This window comes from Aeromonas sp. SER (genome assembly GCF_038739615.1).
Classification (GTDB): domain Bacteria; phylum Pseudomonadota; class Gammaproteobacteria; order Enterobacterales; family Aeromonadaceae; genus Aeromonas; species Aeromonas jandaei.
Window position 1 is genome coordinate 18,158 of sequence record NZ_JBCGFC010000012.1, and the last position, 16,257, is coordinate 34,414.

Sequence of the window (16,257 nt, forward strand, 5' to 3'; positions counted from 1 at the left end):
GTGCGGCAGACGGGGGTCGGTGAGAGTGACAGCGGCCCGGGGTCCGCGCTTAGATCCAGCCGCGCTCTTTGTAGTAGCGGGCAGCCCCTTCATGGAGCGGTGCTGAGAGCCCCACCTTGATCATGTCGGCCTCTTGGAGGTCGGCGAAGGCCGGGTGCAGGCGCTTGAAGCGATCCAGATTGTCGAACACCGACTTCACCAGCTGGTAAACCACTTCGGGGTCGGTCTTGGCGCTGGTGGAGAGTACCGCCTTGCCACCAATGGAGGGGGTCGGCTGGTCACTGCCCTTGTAGATGCCACCCGGAATTTCAGCCTTGGTGTAGTAGCTCTTCTCGGCCAGCAGCTTGTCGATCTCGGCGCCGGTGACCGGCACCAGCACTGCGTCAGTGGTGGTGGTGGCTTCCTGAATGGCGCCATTGGGGTGGCCGACGAAGTAGCTCATGGCGTCGATGTTGTTGTCACCGAGGGCGGAGGCCTGTTCGGCCGGCTTGAGTTCGGAAACCAGACCGAAGTCGCCCTTCTGCCAGCCCTTGACCGCCATGATCTCTTCCATGGTGTCGCGCTGGCCTGAGCCCGGGTTGCCGATATTGACCCGCTTGCCCTTGAGATCATCGAAGCCGGCGACCTTGGCATCCTTGCGAGCCAGGATGGTGAACACCTCGCTCTGCAGGGAGAAGACGGCGCGCATGTCATCCATGGCTCCTTCCGCCTGGAAGGGGGGCAGCCCTTTCATCGCCTTGAACTGGTGATCGGATTGCATGATGCCGAAGTTGAATTCGCCGCTGCGAATGCCGTTGACGTTGGCCACACCGCCGCCGCTGGCCGGGGCATTGCACTTGATCTGGTGATCGGACGCGCCGCGATTGAGGAAGCGGCAGATCGACTGGCCCGCGACATAGTAGACGCCGGTCTGGCCGCCGGTGCCTATGGTCACGAAGCGCTCCTGCGCCTGTACCGGGCCACCAAACGATACGCCGACCAGAGCAGCCGACAGGGCGCATGCCAGGGATAATCCTTTCATGTTTTCCATCCTTTTCATTGAGTTATCTCACCCGTTCCACGAGTGAATTTATGGCGAGCCTGCGGCGGGAGCCGGGCTGACCGATAGGGCCTCGTACGAGGAAAAGGTCGGGCTGTTACCCCCTCCCAAAAAAGCCACCATCATCCTGCGGTGAGATAACCGGCGTCCTGCCGGCAGAAGATAATTTGGCCCCTGAGGGGCCAAAGAAAAAGTTGTAACGGCTTCGATTAAGCACATCTCGCCAACAACAATCAAACAAAAGGGCAAAAAAGCAGCGTTTAATATCGAAAAGTTTGATGCCGATCATTAATTTGTTGATCGGGGATTAATTGTGCGGGAGTCGGGTGGGGAGTTGCGGAAGGTTTCTTTTGTAGCCCTTGCGTGGCAAGGGCTAGCGTCATATGAGATCAGTTTGCCGGGGCAGCCAGATCCAGGATAAAGGCGTACTCCAGCGCGATATCTTCGTAGGCTTTGAAGCGGCCCGACTTGCCACCGTGGCCGGCATCCATGTCGGTATTCAGTAACAACTTGTTATCATCCGTCTTCAGCTCGCGCAGCTTGGCGACCCACTTGGCGGGCTCCCAATATTGCACCTGGGAGTCGTGCAGCCCGGTGGTGACCAGCAGGTTGGGGTAGGCTTGCGCCTTGACCTGATCGTAGGGGCTGTAGCTCTTCATGTAGTCGTAGTAGCGCTTCTGGTTCGGGTTGCCCCACTCGTCATACTCCCCGGTGGTGAGGGGGATCGACTCGTCCAGCATGGTGGTGACCACATCGACGAAGGGCACCTGCGCCACCACGCCGCGATAGAGTTCGGGCGCCTGATTGATGACGGCACCCATCAACAGACCGCCGGCGCTGCCGCCCATGGCGTAGACCTGATCCCTGGCACCGTAGCCTTGCTCGACCAGTGCCTTGGTAACATCGATGAAGTCATTGAAGGTGTTCTGTTTTTTCAGCAGTTTGCCATCTTCGTACCAGGGGCGACCCAGCTCCTCGCCACCGCGGATATGGGCGATGGCGTAGACGAAGCCGCGATCCAACAGGCTCAGGCGTGAACTGCTGAAGTCGGGATCCATGCTGGCGCCGTAGGAGCCGTAGCCATAGACCAGCAGCGGATTCTTGGCCGAATCGGCGAGACCTTTCTTGAACTTGTCCTTGCGATAGACCAGCGATACCGGCACCGATACGCCGTCGCGGGCGGTGACCCAGAGCCGTTCGCTGGCATATTGATCAGCCTTGAAGCCTGCCACCGGCTGTTGCTTGAGCAGGGTGCGCTGGCCGGTTGCCATGTCCAGCTCATAGGTAGAGGAGGGGGTGGTCATGGAGGAGTAGCCATAACGCAGGGCGCTGGTATCCGGCTCCGGGTTGTAGGCGAGCCAGGTGACGTAGGCAGGGTCGTCGAAGGCGATCTCCTTCTGCTCACCGCTCTGCCAGTTGACCTGACGCAAGCGGGTCAGCCCCTTGCTGCGCTCTTCCAGCACCAGCCAATCCTTGAACAGGGCATAGCTCTCCAGCAGCACCTCGGGGCTCGGGGCAATCACCGGCTTCCAGCGATCGACCGGGCTCTCCTTGGTTTCGTAGAGGCCGAAGTTCTTGCCATCCTTGTTGGAGCGCACATAGAAGCGGCCGCGGTAGTGATCCAGGCTGTATTCGTGATCTACCTTGCGCGGCAGGAACAGGCGCGGTGCGTGTTCCGGCAGGTTGGCATCGATCAGCCGCGCTTCGCCGGTGGTAGTGCTGGAGAGGGCGATGACGATGAAATCTTCCGAGGTGGTGGCGTAGAGGCTGACGTAGAAGGAGTCATCCTTCTCCTCGTAGACCAGCTTGTCCGTGGCCGGATCCGTACCGAGCGTGTGGCGGTAGACCTGATAGGGGAGCAGGGTCTGCGGGTGCTTGCGCACATAGAAGACGGTCTTGTTGTCGTTGGCCCACACCAGATTGCCGGAGGTGTTCTCCAGCGTGTCGGCGGCCCACTTGCCGCTCTCCAGATCGAGGAACTGGATCTTGTATTGGCGGCGGGAGAGATAATCCTCCGCCACCGCCAGCCAGCGGTTGTTGCGACTCACCTCAAGGGCGCCGAGGGCATAGAACTCGTGCCCCTCGGCCCGCAGGTTGCTGTCGAGCAGCAGGTGTGCCTGCTCCTCTCCCAGCCTGGTGCGGGAGTAGATGGCGTACTCCTTGCCCGGTTCATAACGGGTCTGGTAGCGGTAGCCGTTCTTCACATAGGGAACCGACTCATCCTGCTGGGGTATGCGGGCCACCATCTCCTTGTAGAGTTGCTCGCGCAGCGGCTTGGTCGGCTTGAGCATGGCTTCGGTGTAGGCGTTTTCGGCCTCGAGGTATTGCAGCACTTCCGGCGCCTGACGCTGGTCGTCACGCAGCCAGTAGTAGTTGTCGATCCGGGTGTCCCCGTGCTTTTTCAGCGTGCGGGGATGTTTGGCGGCCACGGGCGGCTGGATTGAGGTGTCAGGTGTCGTCATGGCAGGCTCTTCATTGGCATAAGTAGGGGGGAGAACTGTCAGAAAGGCTAGCAGCAGAACTCCTCGGGAAAAGGTAAACATGTCGCATCCTTGGCGCTGGAAAGGGTTGGCAGACCTGAGCATCGGCTCCATGAATTGGGGTTAAATCTGCCCCTTGTTGCCGATTGTTGCAAGCAATCCCTTGTTATTGAAGGAAAAGCAAACAAAAAAGGCCGCCATCTCGCGATAGCGGCCCCTTCTCTGGCCATGAGCGACAAGAGTCCGCTCAGGTGTGCCTCACATGATAGTGGAGTGCCGGTTCATGGCCAGTTGTCGTCAGCCCGGGTAGCGCGACCAGCTGCTGGTCGTGCCCTCGTTGCTGATGCTCAATACCTCGTAGGGCTGGCCGGGAATATCCATGCCCGGCGCACTCTGGGGCATGCCCGGAATGGTCAGACCGCGGATGGCAGGCCGCTCCTTGAGGAGTTTCTTCACGTCGGCGGCCGGTACATGCCCCTCGATCACATAGCCATTTACGATGCCGGTATGACAAGAGGCCAGTTCCGGCGCGATACCGTATTGCTGTTTCACTGCACCGAGCTGCTCGGTCTCGATGACTTCCAGTTCGAAGCCATTCTGCTCCATGTGCTCGTTCCAGCTTTGGCAGCAGCCACAATATTTGGATTTGTAGACGGTCATCTTCTCGGCCGCGAGGGCGGAAAAGCTGACGGTACCGGCCAGCATGGCCAGTAACAGGGGTTTGTACATAACTCACCTCAGATGAAAGAAAAGATGCCCGATACGGGATGACTTTCAGGCCTGAGTGCGAGGGGGGCGTTCGAGCCGCTCCAGCGGCGCTTCCGGCATATAGAGAGAGGGGGAGGAGAAGTCGGGACTATCCGGTTCCAGCACCGCCACCGTCAGGCTGTCACTGGCCAGCAGCGTCATCGAGAGCGCCGTGGTGAAGCTGCCGCAGGGCATCGCTTTTTCCAGCGAGCGTTCGCTCTGGCTGCAGTGGGTGGTCAGGGTACAGAGGTCGGTTGCGGCCCAGCTGCCAAACGACATCAACACCAGCACCAGACTCCACAGGGGGAGCCAGCGACGGGCGTGAGCGAGTTGGCGACGGGTGAGAACCATGGAGTGACTCGGAAATAACAAGGGGCACATGGTAACCCTGTGCCCCCGGGGAGGGTCAAGCCCTCCCCATAGTACCAGTCAGCGCAGATTAAGGTTGCTGACGGGTGGCCGCCAGCACGATCTCGCGCACGCAGACATTTGCCGGCTGGTTCCAGGCATAGAGCACCGCCTCGGCGATCACTTCCGGCGTGATGACGCCGCCCATCTGATCTTTCCAGTCGTGGTAACCGGCCTTGATGCTCTCGTCAGTGGTGTGGCTGAGCAGCTCGGTCTCGACTGCGCCCGGAGCTATGGTCACCATCCGCACGCCGACATCGGCCACCTCTTCGCGGATGTTCTCGGTCAGGGCGTGGACGGCGAACTTGGTCGCGCAGTAGGCGGCATGGTTCGGGAAGGTCTTGCGACCGGCGATGGAGCTGATGTTGATGATGGTGCCGCTGCGGCGCTCCTTCATCCCGGCCAGTACCGCATGGACGCCGTTCAGCACACCCATGACGTTGATGTTGAGCATCTGCTGCCACTCGGCCGGATCCTGCACGTCAGCCTGACCCAGCAGCATGACGCCGGCGTTGTTGACCATGCAGCCGACCGGGCCAAATTTGGCTTCCGCCTGCTGGACGGCGGCCTTCATGGCGGCGGTGTCGGTCACATCGACCCCGATGCAGAGGGTATTGGGCAGACCGAGTGCCTGCATCGGCTCGACCCGACGGGCCAGCAGCAGCAGCGGATGACCGGCAGCAGAGAAGGCTCGGGCGATGGCGGCACCGATCCCGGCAGAGGCACCGGTGATAACGACGAGAGCTTTGGACATGATTTTTTCCTTCAGATTCGATAGTCGGTTTGAGCCAACAAGCTGCTGGCCAGCGCGGAACAGGGTCACTATAGTCACTGCATCTATAAGTGATAAATATTGTTTTCCGCTGGTTATCATCTGAAAAAACTATGGTTGGACTTATGCTGGATTTGCGACTGCTGCGTTTCTTCATCGCTATCTATGAAGAGAAGAACATCACGGCGGCGGCCGAACGCTGCCACGTCAGCCAGCCTTCTCTCTCGGCTGGGCTGCGTCAGTTGGAAGAGGCGCTCGGTGACAGCCTCTTCATCCGTGGCAAGAAGGGGGTGGAGGCGCGCGATCCTGCCCACTATCTCTATCCCCATGCGGTCAAGCTGGTGGAGGAGGCGCGTCGTCTGCCGGAGCTGTTTCGCCAGAAAGCGACGCGTGCGAGGCTCAATATCGCCATCATGCCCGACCTGAGCCGGCGTCGGGTGGCGGGGTTGCTGCAACGGGTACAGACGGTACTGCCCGAGCTGGATCTCACTCTCTCCGATTACGGCACGCCAGCCGACTGTCGGCTGACGCTGGACGCCCTGCGCCGGGAGGACGAGATCTTTCTGCCGCTCTGGGAAGAGGATTACGTGCTCTGCGTGCCGGTCGACCATCCCTTGGCCAGTCGCGAGAGGATCGAGCTGGCCGAGCTGCAACATTATGATTTTATTGAGTGCCCGCCCTGTGAAGCCCATCAACAGACCATAGGTCTGCTGGCCTGTGACCGACTTACCCTCAATCTGGTGGCCAAGGCCGAGAGCAAGGGGTTGGTGATGGCGCTGGTGCTGGCCGGGGTCGGCATCAGCTTTCTGCCGGACGGGCTGGTGGAGGATGAGGCGGGGCTCTGTACCTTGCCGGTGAGCGGGCCGCGGATGTTTCGCCGGATCGGGCTTTGTTACCCCGCTCATCAGACCCTCAATCCGGCGCTGCGGGAGCTGATCCCCGAGTTGGCAGGCCACGGTGCTTCCTGATAAGGTCGCTTTCCTGTGCATCTTTACGATGCGTCTGTCACACCCCTTTTCTCTTTTATCGCGCCAGCTCTGGCGCTTGTTCGGGTGATGTTGTCATGAAACGCATTCTGGTTATTTTTTCCCATCCCGCCTTGCAGGGCTCGCGGGCCAACAAGCAGCTGTTGCAGGCGATTGAGGGATTGGAGGGGGTCACGGTTCACGATCTCTACCACCACTATCCCGACATGTTCATCGATGTTAAGCGGGAGCAAGCGCTGCTGTCGGAGCACGACATCATCGTCTTTCAGCACCCGTTTTACTGGTACTCCTGCCCGGCCATCATGAAGGAGTGGATGGATCTGGTGCTGGAGTATGGCTACGCCTACGGCCCCGAGGCTCATGCCCTCAAGGGCAAGCAGTGGCTGAGCGCCATTACCACCGGCGGAGCGCCGGAGTCTTACTGCAGCGAGGGGTACAACAGCCGGCCGCTGCTCGATTTTCTGCTGCCCTTTCAGCAGGCGGCCAGATTGTGCGGCATGAACTGGTTGCCGCCCTTTGTGCTCCACTCGTTCCACAAGATCAAGGATCCCGCCGCCCTGCGCCGCTGCGGTCAGGATTATCGCCAGCTGCTGACGGCGTTGCGTGACGAGCAACTCACGCCGGAGCTGCTGGCCAGCCGCCCCTATCTGCGCGATCTGCTGGAGGTGCTCTGATGAAATACGGGCTGCATTTTGGCCGAGCTTATGAGCCGGCTCAGACGTTGAAACGGAGGGCTGACTGATGGGCCACGGGATCCTGTTTGATGCCTTTATCTATCTCTCGGCAGCGGTTATTGCGGTGCCGCTGGCCAAGCGCTGGGGGCTGGGTTCGGTGCTCGGCTATCTGCTGGCGGGGATCATCATAGGCCCCTTTCTGCTGGGGCTGGTGGGGGAGCAGAAGGATGTGATGCACTTCGCCGAGTTTGGCGTGGTGCTGATGCTGTTTCTGGTCGGTCTTGAGTTGCGTCCGGCCCTCTTGTGGCAACTGAAGGGGCCTATCCTCGGCACCGGTGGCCTGCAGGTGCTGCTTACCACGGCAGCGCTGACCGGCGTGGCGCACCTGATCGGTCTGCCGCTGCAACAGGGGCTGGCCATCGGCCTCATTCTGGCGCTCTCCTCCACCGCCATCGTGTTGCAGAGCCTGCAGGAGCGCAAGTTGATGCAGAGCGAGAGCGGTCGCTCCGCCTTTGCCGTGCTGCTGTTTCAGGATATCGCCGTCATTCCGATCCTGGCGATCCTGCCACTGCTGGCCATGGCGCCGGTGAGCAACAATGGCAGCTCCGAGCTGGCGGGCTGGCAGCACGGCCTGCTGGTGGTAGCTGCCATCTCCGGCATCGTGCTGGGTGGCCATTACCTGATGCGGCCGGTGTTCCGGGCCATTGCCCAGTCCCACATGCGGGAGATCTTCGTCGCCGCCGCCCTGCTGCTGGTGATCGCCATCGCCGTGCTGATGGAGTCGGTCGGCCTCTCGCCCGCTCTAGGCTCTTTCCTCGCTGGCGTGGTATTGGCCGACAGCGAATACCGTCACGAGCTGGAAGCGGACATAGAGCCGTTCAAGGGGCTGCTGCTCGGCCTCTTCTTCATGTCGGTGGGGGCGGGCATCAACTTCGGCCTGTTTGCCGAACACCCTTTTCTCATCCCGACGCTGGTGGTGGGGCTGATGATGCTCAAATGGCTGGTGTTGATGGCGCTTGGCTTTGTCTTGCGCATCTCGCCGAGTCAACGCTGGACCTTCGGGCTGGCGCTCGCCCAGGGCGGTGAGTTTGCTTTCGTGCTCTTTTCGTTTGCCGCGCAAAACCGGGTGCTGCCCGGCGAGACCATCTCCCTGTTGACGCTGGTGGTGGCGCTCTCCATGGCGCTGACGCCGCTGCTGCTGATCCTCAACGATCGGGTGATCCAGCCCTGGTTCGATTACCGTAACCAGAGCGAGGTGCCGCAGCATGAGCAGCCCGAATTGGTGGAGCATCCGGTGATCATCGCGGGCTTCGGCCGTTTCGGTCAGATCGTGGGACGTCTGCTGCACGGGCACGGCATCGGCACCACCATCCTTGAGCAGGATGCCAGCCAGATAGAGACGCTGCGCAAATATGGCTATCAGGTCTTCTATGGCGATGCCAGTCGTCTTGATCTGCTGCATGCTGCCGGCGCTCACAAGGCCAAGTTGCTGGTGCTCTCCATCAACGACAGCGCTACTTCGCTGGCGGTGATCGAGATGGTGCAGAAGCACTTCCCCCATCTGAAGATCCTGGCACGGGCGCAGGATCGTCCCCATGCCCACGAGATCCTGCGCCACGGTGTCGACAGCGTATATCGGGAGACGCTGGGATCAGCCGTGGATCTGGGGGTGGAGGCCCTGACCCAACTCGGTTTTCGCGCCAACCAGGCCTGGCGGGCGGGCCAGACCTTCAAACAGCACGACAACTGGTTGCTGCGCGAGCAGGTCAACTATCTCGACGACGAACACACCTATATCAACAAGAGCCTGCAATACCGGGAGATCCTCTCCGATCTGCTGCAAGACGACGAGGAGGGGCAGGAGCGTATTCATGCCCACAACTGGAACAGCGGGCTACCCGACGACGACAAGGAAGCAAAATGATTGCCTATTATCCCATGCTCAAACACCTGCACATGACGCTGGCGCTGGTCAGCCTGCTGCTGTTTGCCTACCGCTGGAGTCTGGCACTGTCCGGCAGCGCGCGGTTGCAACAGAAGTGGCTGAAGATCCTGCCCCATATCAACGACACCTTCCTGCTGCTGCTCGGTGTTCTGCTGGCGGTGGCCTTGCAGCTGAGCCCGGGTCAGCAACCCTGGCTGTTGGCCAAGCTGATTGCTCTGGTGCTTTATATCGGTCTGGGTGTCATGGCGCTCAAACGTCCGGCTCGTGGCCAGAAGCTGTTGGCCGGCTTGGCTGCACTGGCAGTGTTTGGCTATATGGTTGGCGCCGCAGTAACCAAGTCGCCCTGGTCATGGCTGATGTAAATCCGGTGAGGAGGAGAGCTTTCCCCTCCTCTTTTTATACGATTGGCTGTTAATCATTGATTGAATGGTTTTTTATGCTGCCTTATTCATTTGGCACAGAGCTTTAATTTGATGTTTTTTCTGCAAATCTTTTCAGTTTTTAGCCTTCCTTACTGATTGTTTTTATTTATAAATCAATCGCATAGTGCATTTTGTATGAAAATGGCGACAGTTGTCGCGGCAAAACTTGCGACATAGACTGTCGCAAGATGCCCTTAGCATACAGTCAACGCTAAACCAGTGAAGGCATGCACCATGAGTAAGAAGCTGTTACGACAACTGACCTTGGCGCGTTGCATCCCGCACCGCCCTTACAAGCTGACCGCCAGCCAACTTCAGGTAAAACTGGAAGAGGAAGGTATCCACGTCAGTCTGCGTACCGTGCAACGGGACCTGGAAGAGATGTCCGGCATGGGACTGTTCGACCTCACCTCGGACGAGCGCAGCAAACCCCATGGCTGGTGCTTCGAGCGCCACGGCCTCAATGACTTTGCCAACATCATGCCGCTCTCGCTGGCCGTTGCGCTGAAAACCTGGAGCGACCAGGCCAGCCAGCTGTTGCCCGCGAGTGTGCTGACCGAATTGAACCCGCTGGTCGACAAGGCCAGTCAGGTGATCCGCGACAGCCAGAGTGAACTGGCCGAACGCTGGCTGGAGAGCGTACACCAGTCGCCGCGCCCGTTTGCCGGCAACCCGGAGATCCGCCGCAGCACCCTGATCCGCGATGCCTTGTGGCGTGGCCGCAAGTTCAGCGCCGAGATCCAGCGGGTGATCAAAGAGCGCACAGTGTGGCTCTGCTACGACCGTATCAATCCGCTCGGCATTCTCAATCAGCCGGATGGTCCGATCCTGCTCTGTACCCTGTCCGAGCTGGATCCCAAGGTCTACGGCATCCCGTTCGACCATATCAAGAATGTGGAGCTGACCAACTTCAGCGCCACCCAGCCGAAGGATTTCAATATCCAGAAGCTGATCCGCGATCAGGGCTATCAGGATGTGAGCGGCCCGATCCGCTTTGTCGGCCGGATCGATGCCAACAGCCAGTCGCTGGTGGATAACCAGATCCCGGGCAACAACCCGCGGATGACCCGCTACGACAAGCGCAGCGTGGTGGTGGAGACCGAAGTACAGGACACCCCGGAGTTTCGCAGTTGGTTGAACAATATCGGTGGCGAGCTGGAGGTGCTGGCACCCGAGTCGCTGCGCAGAGCCTATCTCAACCCGGGCAATCGGGTGAGCTGAACGGTACGTTTGGCACCATAGTGAAAATCGCAAATAGTCGGCCCCAGTGCCGGCTTTTTTTTGCGGTTTTTTTGAGCATATTTATTCAACTTATTTTTAAGCTTTTACGGCGAAATTGAACCGTTTTCCCTGGCCATTCCGGTGCAGGATTGCCGTGTAAGAGATCTGCCATAGTTGCTGTAGGAGGCTGGCGCTTTAACCCGTGCGCGAAGCTAGTCAGGGTGGAGTCCACTTTCCATTGAAACTAAATAAGTTGTTGATTTTAATGAATTATGTTTACAGTCCACTTTGTCTGATAAACGGTTGGCAGGATCTTTCTCCAGAAATCCCCCTTGTTCTGATCCGGCAACGCTTTACTATGGGTCTCACAGGGACGGAGCTGGTTCTGCAGGACGCAGAGCAGCGCATAAAGATGGAATAGTTCGCAGGATGCGAACAGGGACACCTCAGGATGAGTTCGATGGTCTGGATGACTGTCGTCACGGATGAACGAGGGAACACCGCGGGATGCGGCAGGGATACTCTCAGGACGAGAGCAGGACGAACAGGACATCGTTCTTCAGGATGAGCAGGAACTCGCTGGATGCGGGCAGGATTCTTCAGGATGAAGCGAGATAACCCGGATGGTTATCGGTCAGGAAGACGCAGGGAACCCCACAGGACGTGGTAATGGACACCTCCAGGACGGAGACAGTGAAGCAGTTCGGGATGAATTGCCAAGCCAGGAAGGCTGAGGACACGCCAACGGATTGGAAAGGGGATATTCCAAGGGATTAGGATAACGTCAGGGATTGCAGGGAGCATTGCAGTTCTACGGACAGGACGACACGACTATAGGGGACGGCGAAAGCCGTCCCCTTTTCTTTTATACCTGATCCTGATTTTTGGGTCGCTGGGCAGCACTGACAATCTCCTGCAGGCGATGGCGAATATCCACCATGCCGAATACGCCGAAGACCAGCACGCCGACAAACTCGGCCTTGGTCACTTCGAAGTAGCGTTTGCAGGCAGCCTTGATCATGCTGGCCTGTAGCCAGTGGAACAGGGCGACAATCACGCCGCAGACCGGCAAAAAGCCGTTCAGTTTGCCGGGCAGGGGGGCGATCAGGCTCATCAGCACGCCAAACCAGAAGAACAGCACCAGCCCCATCGCCAGCAGATTAAATACCCGCTTCATTGTTTACCTCCCTTACATAGAGTTGATAGCAGACCTGACCGGCCTGTTTGTCCTTGAGTCGTTGCCAGCTGGCGGGCAGCGCCAGATCGGCCATCTCCTTCTCCCGCTCCAGATAGATGAGTGCATCGGGGGCCAGCCAGCCGCGCTGTTCCAGCAGTTCACAAACTTGCGGCAGCAGATCCCGACGAAATGGCGGATCGAGGAACACCAGATCAAACGGTGTCGCCGGGCCTTGCAGCCAGCTCACTGCATCGGTCTGGAATACCTGACCCTGCGTGCTGCCGAGAGTGGCCAGATTCTTTTTGATCTGCTCTGCCGCCCCTCTGTCCATCTCGATCAGGGTGACCTGCTCGGCATAGCGCGACAGCGCCTCCAGACCCAGGCCGCCGCTGCCGGCAAACAGGTCGAGGCAGCGGGTGCCGCGGATGTGGGGAGCCAGCCAGTTGAAGATGGTCTCTTTGACGCGATCCGTGGTGGGTCTGAGCCCTTCCACATCCTTGACCGGCAATTTGCGGCCTCGCCACTGGCCGCTGATGATTCTTACAAAGCCTGATTTTCCTTGCGGGGCAGGGCTTTTGCTCGGGTTGCTACGGCTGGATTTCACTCTGGGCATCGCGTTTCATCGTCAGAAAATAAAGTGGTAGTATAAGGCGGTTCATTTTTATGCCGACCCGCCAAGGGACGGCTATCTTAGCAGTCAGCCAACGAAGTGAGTATTTTTTAGATGGCAAAAGGTTTGTTTTCCTGGCTGGGTTTCGGCCGCAAGAAAGAAGAGGCTGAGGCTGTCCAACCACAGACACCCCAAGCCACCCCGATTACCGCTGAGCCTGAGGTCACTGCTACCCCCGCTCCCGTTTCCGATGTGATTGTTTCCGATAGTACGCCGGCCGTTGTACCCGAAGTGCCCGCCAGCGCACAGAATCCCGTTTTGCACGACGATTGCTGCCCGCCAACCGAGCTGGATGATCATGGTCCGCTGGTGGTAGAGGAGTGCGCCTCCGATCTGGAGCCGGTGATCGTCAACGAATCCCTGATGGCAGAAGAGGAGCGTGCCGCCGCAGAGGCGCAAGCTGCCGAAGCTGCCCGTGTTGCCGCCGAGGTTAACGCCGCAGAAGAGGCTCGCATTGCCGCTGAAGCCCGCGCAGCAGAAGAGGCTCGCATTGCTGCTGAAGCTCACGCTGCGGAAAAGGCTCGTATTGCCGCTGAAGCCCGTGTGGCGGAAGAGGCGCGTATTGCTGCTGAAGCCCATGCGGCGGAAGAAGCTCGTATTGCCGCCGAAGCCCGCGCAGCGGAAGAGGCGCGTATTGCTGCCGAAGCCCATGCTGCAGAAGAGGCTCGCATTGCTGCCGAAGCCCGCGCAGCGGAAGACGCTCGTATTGCTGCTGAAGCTCGCGCTGCGGAAGAGGCGCGTATTGCTGCCGAAGCTCGCGCTGCGGAAGATGCTCGTATCGCCGCCGAGGCCCGAGCCGCAGAAGAGGCTCACATTGCTGCTGAAGCTCGAGCTGCGGAAGAGGCTCGTATTGCTGCTGAAGCCCGCGCTGCAGAAGAGGCTCGTATTGCCGCTGAAGCTCAGGCTGCGGAAGAAGCCCGTATCGCCAAAGAGGCCCAGCGAGCGGAAGATATGCGCCTGGTCGCTGCGATGGAGGCTGAGGCCGCCGCCTTGGCTGCTCTGCCGCTGGCCGCCAAGGTGGACGACGACACTCAGGACAAGCCGCAGCGGGAGGGCTTCTTTGCTCGCCTCAAGCGCAGTCTGGTGCGCACCAAGGAGAATATCGGCTCCGGTTTCTTCGGCCTGTTCCGTGGCAAGAAGATCGACGATGAGCTGTTCGAAGAGCTGGAGACCCAGCTGCTGACCGCCGATCTTGGCGTCGACACCACCACCCGCATCATCGAGGGGCTGGTGCAGCACGCGGATCGCAAGCAGCTCAAGGATGCCGAGGCACTCTACGGTCTGCTCAAGCAGGACATGGGCGAGATGCTGGCCAAGGTGGAGCAGCCGCTGGTGATCGACACCAGCAAAAAGCCTTACGTGATCCTGATGGTCGGTGTGAACGGCGTCGGCAAGACCACCACCATCGGCAAGCTAGCCAAGCAGTTCCAGGCCGAGGGCAAGAGCGTGATGCTGGCCGCGGGCGACACCTTCCGAGCCGCTGCTGTCGAGCAGCTGCAGGTATGGGGTCAGCGCAACAATATTCCGGTGATTGCCCAGCACACCGGCGCCGACTCCGCTTCCGTCATTTATGACGCCATCGAGGCTGCCCGCTCCCGCGGGGCCGACGTGCTGATCGCCGATACTGCCGGCCGCCTGCAGAACAAGAGCAACCTGATGGAGGAGCTCAAGAAGGTGGTGCGGGTGATGAAGAAGCTGGATGAAGAGGCGCCCCACGAGATCATGCTGACTCTGGATGCCGGCACCGGCCAGAACGCCCTGAGCCAGGCCAAGCTGTTCAGCGAGGCGGTCGGCCTGACCGGTATTACCCTCACCAAGCTGGATGGTACTGCCAAAGGCGGCGTCATCTTTGCGGTAGCCGACAAGTTCCAGATCCCGATCCGCTATATCGGGGTAGGCGAGGGGATCGACGATCTGCGTCCCTTTGTCGCCAACGACTTTATCGAGGCCCTGTTTAGTCGCGATGAGTAAACATCCCATGCCCCGACTTCGGTCGGGGTTTGTCAATGTCAGGGAACCGTTATGATTCGTTTTGACAAGGTCAGCAAGGTATACAGCGGTGGCCATCAGGCGCTGCAGAAGGTCAGCTTTCACCTGCGCAAGGGGGAGATGGCCTTCCTGACGGGACACTCGGGGGCGGGCAAGAGTACCCTCCTCAAACTGATCAGCGTGATGGAGCGACCGACCGATGGTCGCGTTTTCTTTCATGGCGACGATGTCAGCCATATCCAGCGCAGCCAGATCCCCTATGTGCGCCGCCAGATCGGAATGATCTTTCAGGATCACCGGTTGCTGATGGACCGCACCGTGTTCGACAACGTGGCGTTGCCGCTGGTGATCGATGGCTATAGCCATGCGGACATCAACAAGCGGGTCGCCGCGGCGCTCGACAAGGTGGGGCTGCTCGGCAAGGAGCGCTACCAGCCGCGCATGCTCTCCGGTGGTGAACAGCAGCGGGTCGGCATCGCCCGCGCCATCGTCAACAAGCCGCCGTTGCTGCTCGCTGACGAACCGACCGGTAACCTGGATCCCCAGCTCTCCATGGATATCATGCGGTTGTTCGAGGAGTTCAACCGCTTCGGCGTCTCCGTGCTGATCGCCACTCACGATCTGGGGCTCATCGCCCGCATGCGCTATCGCACCCTGACCCTCAAGGCGGGGCGGATGTATTCGGCAGGGGAGGAGCTCTGATGGCTATCGTTCGTCACAAGCAGCCGCCGCTGCGCCGTTTGATGATGTACGGGGTTGACCACGTGCGTCAGGCGTTTGCCAGTCTGGGTGAGCTGTGGCGCAACCCGCTCGCCTCCCTGATGACGCTGGCGGTGCTTGGCGTCAGTCTGGCGCTGCCCTCCTGCTTCCACGTGTTGCTGAAAAATGCCGAGGTGGTGGAGGGGAGCTGGCAGACCAGCTCCCAGATCTCCCTCTATCTGCGCAAGGATCTGCCGGAGCAGAGCATTCTCGACCTGCAGCACAGGATCCTGCTCTACCCCGAGGTGGATTCGGTGACCTATATGAGTCGCGACGATGCGCTGCGGGAGTTTCGCGAGATCTCCGGTTTCGGTGATGCGCTCGATTATCTGGACAGCAACCCGTTACCACCGGTGCTGAGCGTTATTCCGGATCCGCGCTGGCAGAATCCGGAAGGGGCCGCCGAGCTGCTCGGCAAGCTCAACAACGAAGATGGCGTGGAACAGGGCAAGCTGGATCTGCAGTGGTTGACCCGGTTGCAGGGGATCATGAACCTGCTGCGCCACACCATTACCGGTATCGCTGTGCTGCTGCTCTCCGCCGTGCTGCTGATAGTCGGCAATACCCTGCGCCTCAACATCCTCAACCAGCGCTCCGAGATCGAGGTGCTGAAACTGGTGGGGGCGACCGATGCCTTTATTCACCGTCCTTTCCTCTATACCGGCATCTGGTTCGGGGTCATTGGTGGCATGCTGGCCTGGTGGCTGACCGAGGTGATGGTGATCTGGAGCGAGGGGGTGGTGAAAGAGCTGGCGGGCTTGTATAACAGTAACTTCCAGCTGGTTGGCATGGGTCTGGTGGACGGGGTGAACCTGATCCTGCTGGGCGCTCTGCTGGGGCTGATCGCCTCCTGGTTCTCGGTTCACCGCCACATTCGCGACATCGAGCCTTCCTGATTAACTTATCAACATTGTGAATTGCTGGATTTTGCGAAGCGGATCAAGTAAAAGAGTGGCCGTTTCTGGCTT

Annotated in this window: 15 protein-coding genes; 8 read left to right on the top strand and 7 right to left on the bottom strand. The window is 59.6% G+C overall.

From position 1 onward, the window contains the following. Positions 1–49: 49 nt before the first annotated feature. From AAHA41_RS16755 to AAHA41_RS16775, 5 genes are all read right to left on the bottom strand, one after another. Positions 50–1,021: a TAXI family TRAP transporter solute-binding subunit gene (locus AAHA41_RS16755; protein WP_323069390.1), complete on the bottom strand. Its 972-nt coding sequence runs from the start codon at positions 1,019–1,021 to the stop codon at positions 50–52. A 407-nt stretch (positions 1,022–1,428) separates the two neighbouring features. After that, entirely contained in the window at positions 1,429–3,582 is a 2,154-nt protein-coding gene (locus tag AAHA41_RS16760) for a S9 family peptidase (RefSeq protein ID WP_323069392.1), read from the bottom strand. A 234-nt stretch (positions 3,583–3,816) separates the two neighbouring features. Continuing rightward, a complete protein-coding gene (locus AAHA41_RS16765) occupies positions 3,817–4,248 on the bottom strand; it encodes a DUF411 domain-containing protein (protein WP_042032277.1) in 432 nt (143 codons plus the stop codon). A gap of 45 nt (positions 4,249–4,293) precedes the next feature. Then, complete coding sequence (locus AAHA41_RS16770; protein ID WP_323069396.1) at positions 4,294–4,617, bottom strand: hypothetical protein; 324 nt, start codon at positions 4,615–4,617, stop codon at positions 4,294–4,296. Between the two features lie 88 nt (positions 4,618–4,705). Further along, on the bottom strand, positions 4,706–5,428 hold the full coding sequence (locus tag AAHA41_RS16775; protein ID WP_323069398.1) for an SDR family oxidoreductase: 723 nt from the start codon (positions 5,426–5,428) through the stop codon (positions 4,706–4,708). Between the two features lie 143 nt (positions 5,429–5,571). On the opposite strand from AAHA41_RS16775, the gene AAHA41_RS16780 reads away from it, so the two are divergent. The 5 genes from AAHA41_RS16780 to AAHA41_RS16800 all read left to right on the top strand — a co-directional run bounded on the left by AAHA41_RS16780 (position 5,572) and on the right by AAHA41_RS16800 (position 10,694). Further along, entirely contained in the window at positions 5,572–6,414 is an 843-nt protein-coding gene (locus tag AAHA41_RS16780) for a LysR family transcriptional regulator (protein ID WP_201914269.1), read from the top strand. 95 nt (positions 6,415–6,509) lie between these two features. Then, positions 6,510–7,106, top strand: a complete 597-nt coding sequence (locus AAHA41_RS16785) for an NAD(P)H-dependent oxidoreductase (RefSeq protein WP_201914279.1) — start codon at positions 6,510–6,512, stop codon at positions 7,104–7,106. Between the two features lie 67 nt (positions 7,107–7,173). Further along, the gene (locus AAHA41_RS16790; protein ID WP_323069401.1) at positions 7,174–9,030 is read left to right on the top strand and encodes a monovalent cation:proton antiporter-2 (CPA2) family protein; all 1,857 of its coding nucleotides are present in this window, start codon (positions 7,174–7,176) and stop codon (positions 9,028–9,030) included. Beyond that, the gene (locus tag AAHA41_RS16795) at positions 9,027–9,413 is read left to right on the top strand and encodes a SirB2 family protein (RefSeq protein WP_042032271.1); all 387 of its coding nucleotides are present in this window, start codon (positions 9,027–9,029) and stop codon (positions 9,411–9,413) included. Before AAHA41_RS16790 ends, AAHA41_RS16795 begins: the two co-directional genes overlap by 4 nt. Positions 9,414–9,707: 294 nt before the next feature. Next, on the top strand, positions 9,708–10,694 hold the full coding sequence (locus tag AAHA41_RS16800; RefSeq protein WP_033112583.1) for a WYL domain-containing protein: 987 nt from the start codon (positions 9,708–9,710) through the stop codon (positions 10,692–10,694). Positions 10,695–11,559: 865 nt separating this feature from the next. Here AAHA41_RS16800 and AAHA41_RS16805 read toward each other — a convergent pair. Together AAHA41_RS16805 and rsmD are read right to left on the bottom strand one after the other, a co-directional pair. After that, positions 11,560–11,871 (bottom strand): DUF1145 domain-containing protein, encoded by a 312-nt coding sequence (locus tag AAHA41_RS16805; RefSeq protein WP_201931021.1) that lies wholly within the window; start codon positions 11,869–11,871, stop codon positions 11,560–11,562. Next, positions 11,855–12,484 carry a 16S rRNA (guanine(966)-N(2))-methyltransferase RsmD gene (gene rsmD, locus AAHA41_RS16810; RefSeq protein ID WP_323069405.1) on the bottom strand — a complete coding sequence of 210 codons (630 nt, stop codon included), beginning with the start codon at positions 12,482–12,484 and terminating at the stop codon, positions 11,855–11,857. The genes AAHA41_RS16805 and rsmD overlap by 17 nt, the downstream gene beginning before the upstream one ends. Positions 12,485–12,595: 111 nt before the next feature. Between rsmD and ftsY the strand changes: the two genes are divergently transcribed. From ftsY to ftsX, 3 genes are read left to right on the top strand one after another with little or no spacing between them, the layout of a single operon-like run. Beyond that, positions 12,596–14,512, top strand: a complete 1,917-nt coding sequence (gene ftsY / locus AAHA41_RS16815; RefSeq protein WP_323069407.1) for a signal recognition particle-docking protein FtsY — start codon at positions 12,596–12,598, stop codon at positions 14,510–14,512. Positions 14,513–14,563: 51 nt separating this feature from the next. Next, positions 14,564–15,232 carry a cell division ATP-binding protein FtsE gene (gene ftsE, locus AAHA41_RS16820; RefSeq protein WP_033112579.1) on the top strand — a complete coding sequence of 223 codons (669 nt, stop codon included), beginning with the start codon at positions 14,564–14,566 and terminating at the stop codon, positions 15,230–15,232. Continuing rightward, entirely contained in the window at positions 15,232–16,185 is a 954-nt protein-coding gene (ftsX, locus tag AAHA41_RS16825; RefSeq protein WP_041209605.1) for a permease-like cell division protein FtsX, read from the top strand. Before ftsE ends, ftsX begins: the two co-directional genes overlap by 1 nt. Positions 16,186–16,257: the final 72 nt, after the last annotated feature.

Excerpts from the sequence above, each read along its gene's own strand:
- AAHA41_RS16780 (WP_201914269.1), top strand. The coding sequence starts at position 5,572 with ATGCTGGATTTGCGACTGCTGCGTTTCTTCATCGCTATCTATGAAGAG.
- ftsX (WP_041209605.1), top strand. The coding sequence starts at position 15,232 with ATGGCTATCGTTCGTCACAAGCAGCCGCCGCTGCGCCGTTTGATGATG.
- AAHA41_RS16800 (WP_033112583.1), top strand. The coding sequence starts at position 9,708 with ATGAGTAAGAAGCTGTTACGACAACTGACCTTGGCGCGTTGCATCCCG.
- AAHA41_RS16775 (WP_323069398.1), bottom strand. The coding sequence starts at position 5,428 with ATGTCCAAAGCTCTCGTCGTTATCACCGGTGCCTCTGCCGGGATCGGT.
- rsmD (WP_323069405.1), bottom strand. The coding sequence starts at position 12,484 with ATGCCCAGAGTGAAATCCAGCCGTAGCAACCCGAGCAAAAGCCCTGCC.
- AAHA41_RS16785 (WP_201914279.1), top strand. The coding sequence starts at position 6,510 with ATGAAACGCATTCTGGTTATTTTTTCCCATCCCGCCTTGCAGGGCTCG.
- ftsE (WP_033112579.1), top strand. The coding sequence starts at position 14,564 with ATGATTCGTTTTGACAAGGTCAGCAAGGTATACAGCGGTGGCCATCAG.
- AAHA41_RS16795 (WP_042032271.1), top strand. The coding sequence starts at position 9,027 with ATGATTGCCTATTATCCCATGCTCAAACACCTGCACATGACGCTGGCG.
- AAHA41_RS16790 (WP_323069401.1), top strand. The coding sequence starts at position 7,174 with ATGGGCCACGGGATCCTGTTTGATGCCTTTATCTATCTCTCGGCAGCG.
- ftsY (WP_323069407.1), top strand. The coding sequence starts at position 12,596 with ATGGCAAAAGGTTTGTTTTCCTGGCTGGGTTTCGGCCGCAAGAAAGAA.
- AAHA41_RS16760 (WP_323069392.1), bottom strand. The coding sequence starts at position 3,582 with ATGTTTACCTTTTCCCGAGGAGTTCTGCTGCTAGCCTTTCTGACAGTT.
- AAHA41_RS16755 (WP_323069390.1), bottom strand. The coding sequence starts at position 1,021 with ATGAAAGGATTATCCCTGGCATGCGCCCTGTCGGCTGCTCTGGTCGGC.
- AAHA41_RS16805 (WP_201931021.1), bottom strand. The coding sequence starts at position 11,871 with ATGAAGCGGGTATTTAATCTGCTGGCGATGGGGCTGGTGCTGTTCTTC.
- AAHA41_RS16770 (WP_323069396.1), bottom strand. The coding sequence starts at position 4,617 with ATGGTTCTCACCCGTCGCCAACTCGCTCACGCCCGTCGCTGGCTCCCC.
- AAHA41_RS16765 (WP_042032277.1), bottom strand. The coding sequence starts at position 4,248 with ATGTACAAACCCCTGTTACTGGCCATGCTGGCCGGTACCGTCAGCTTT.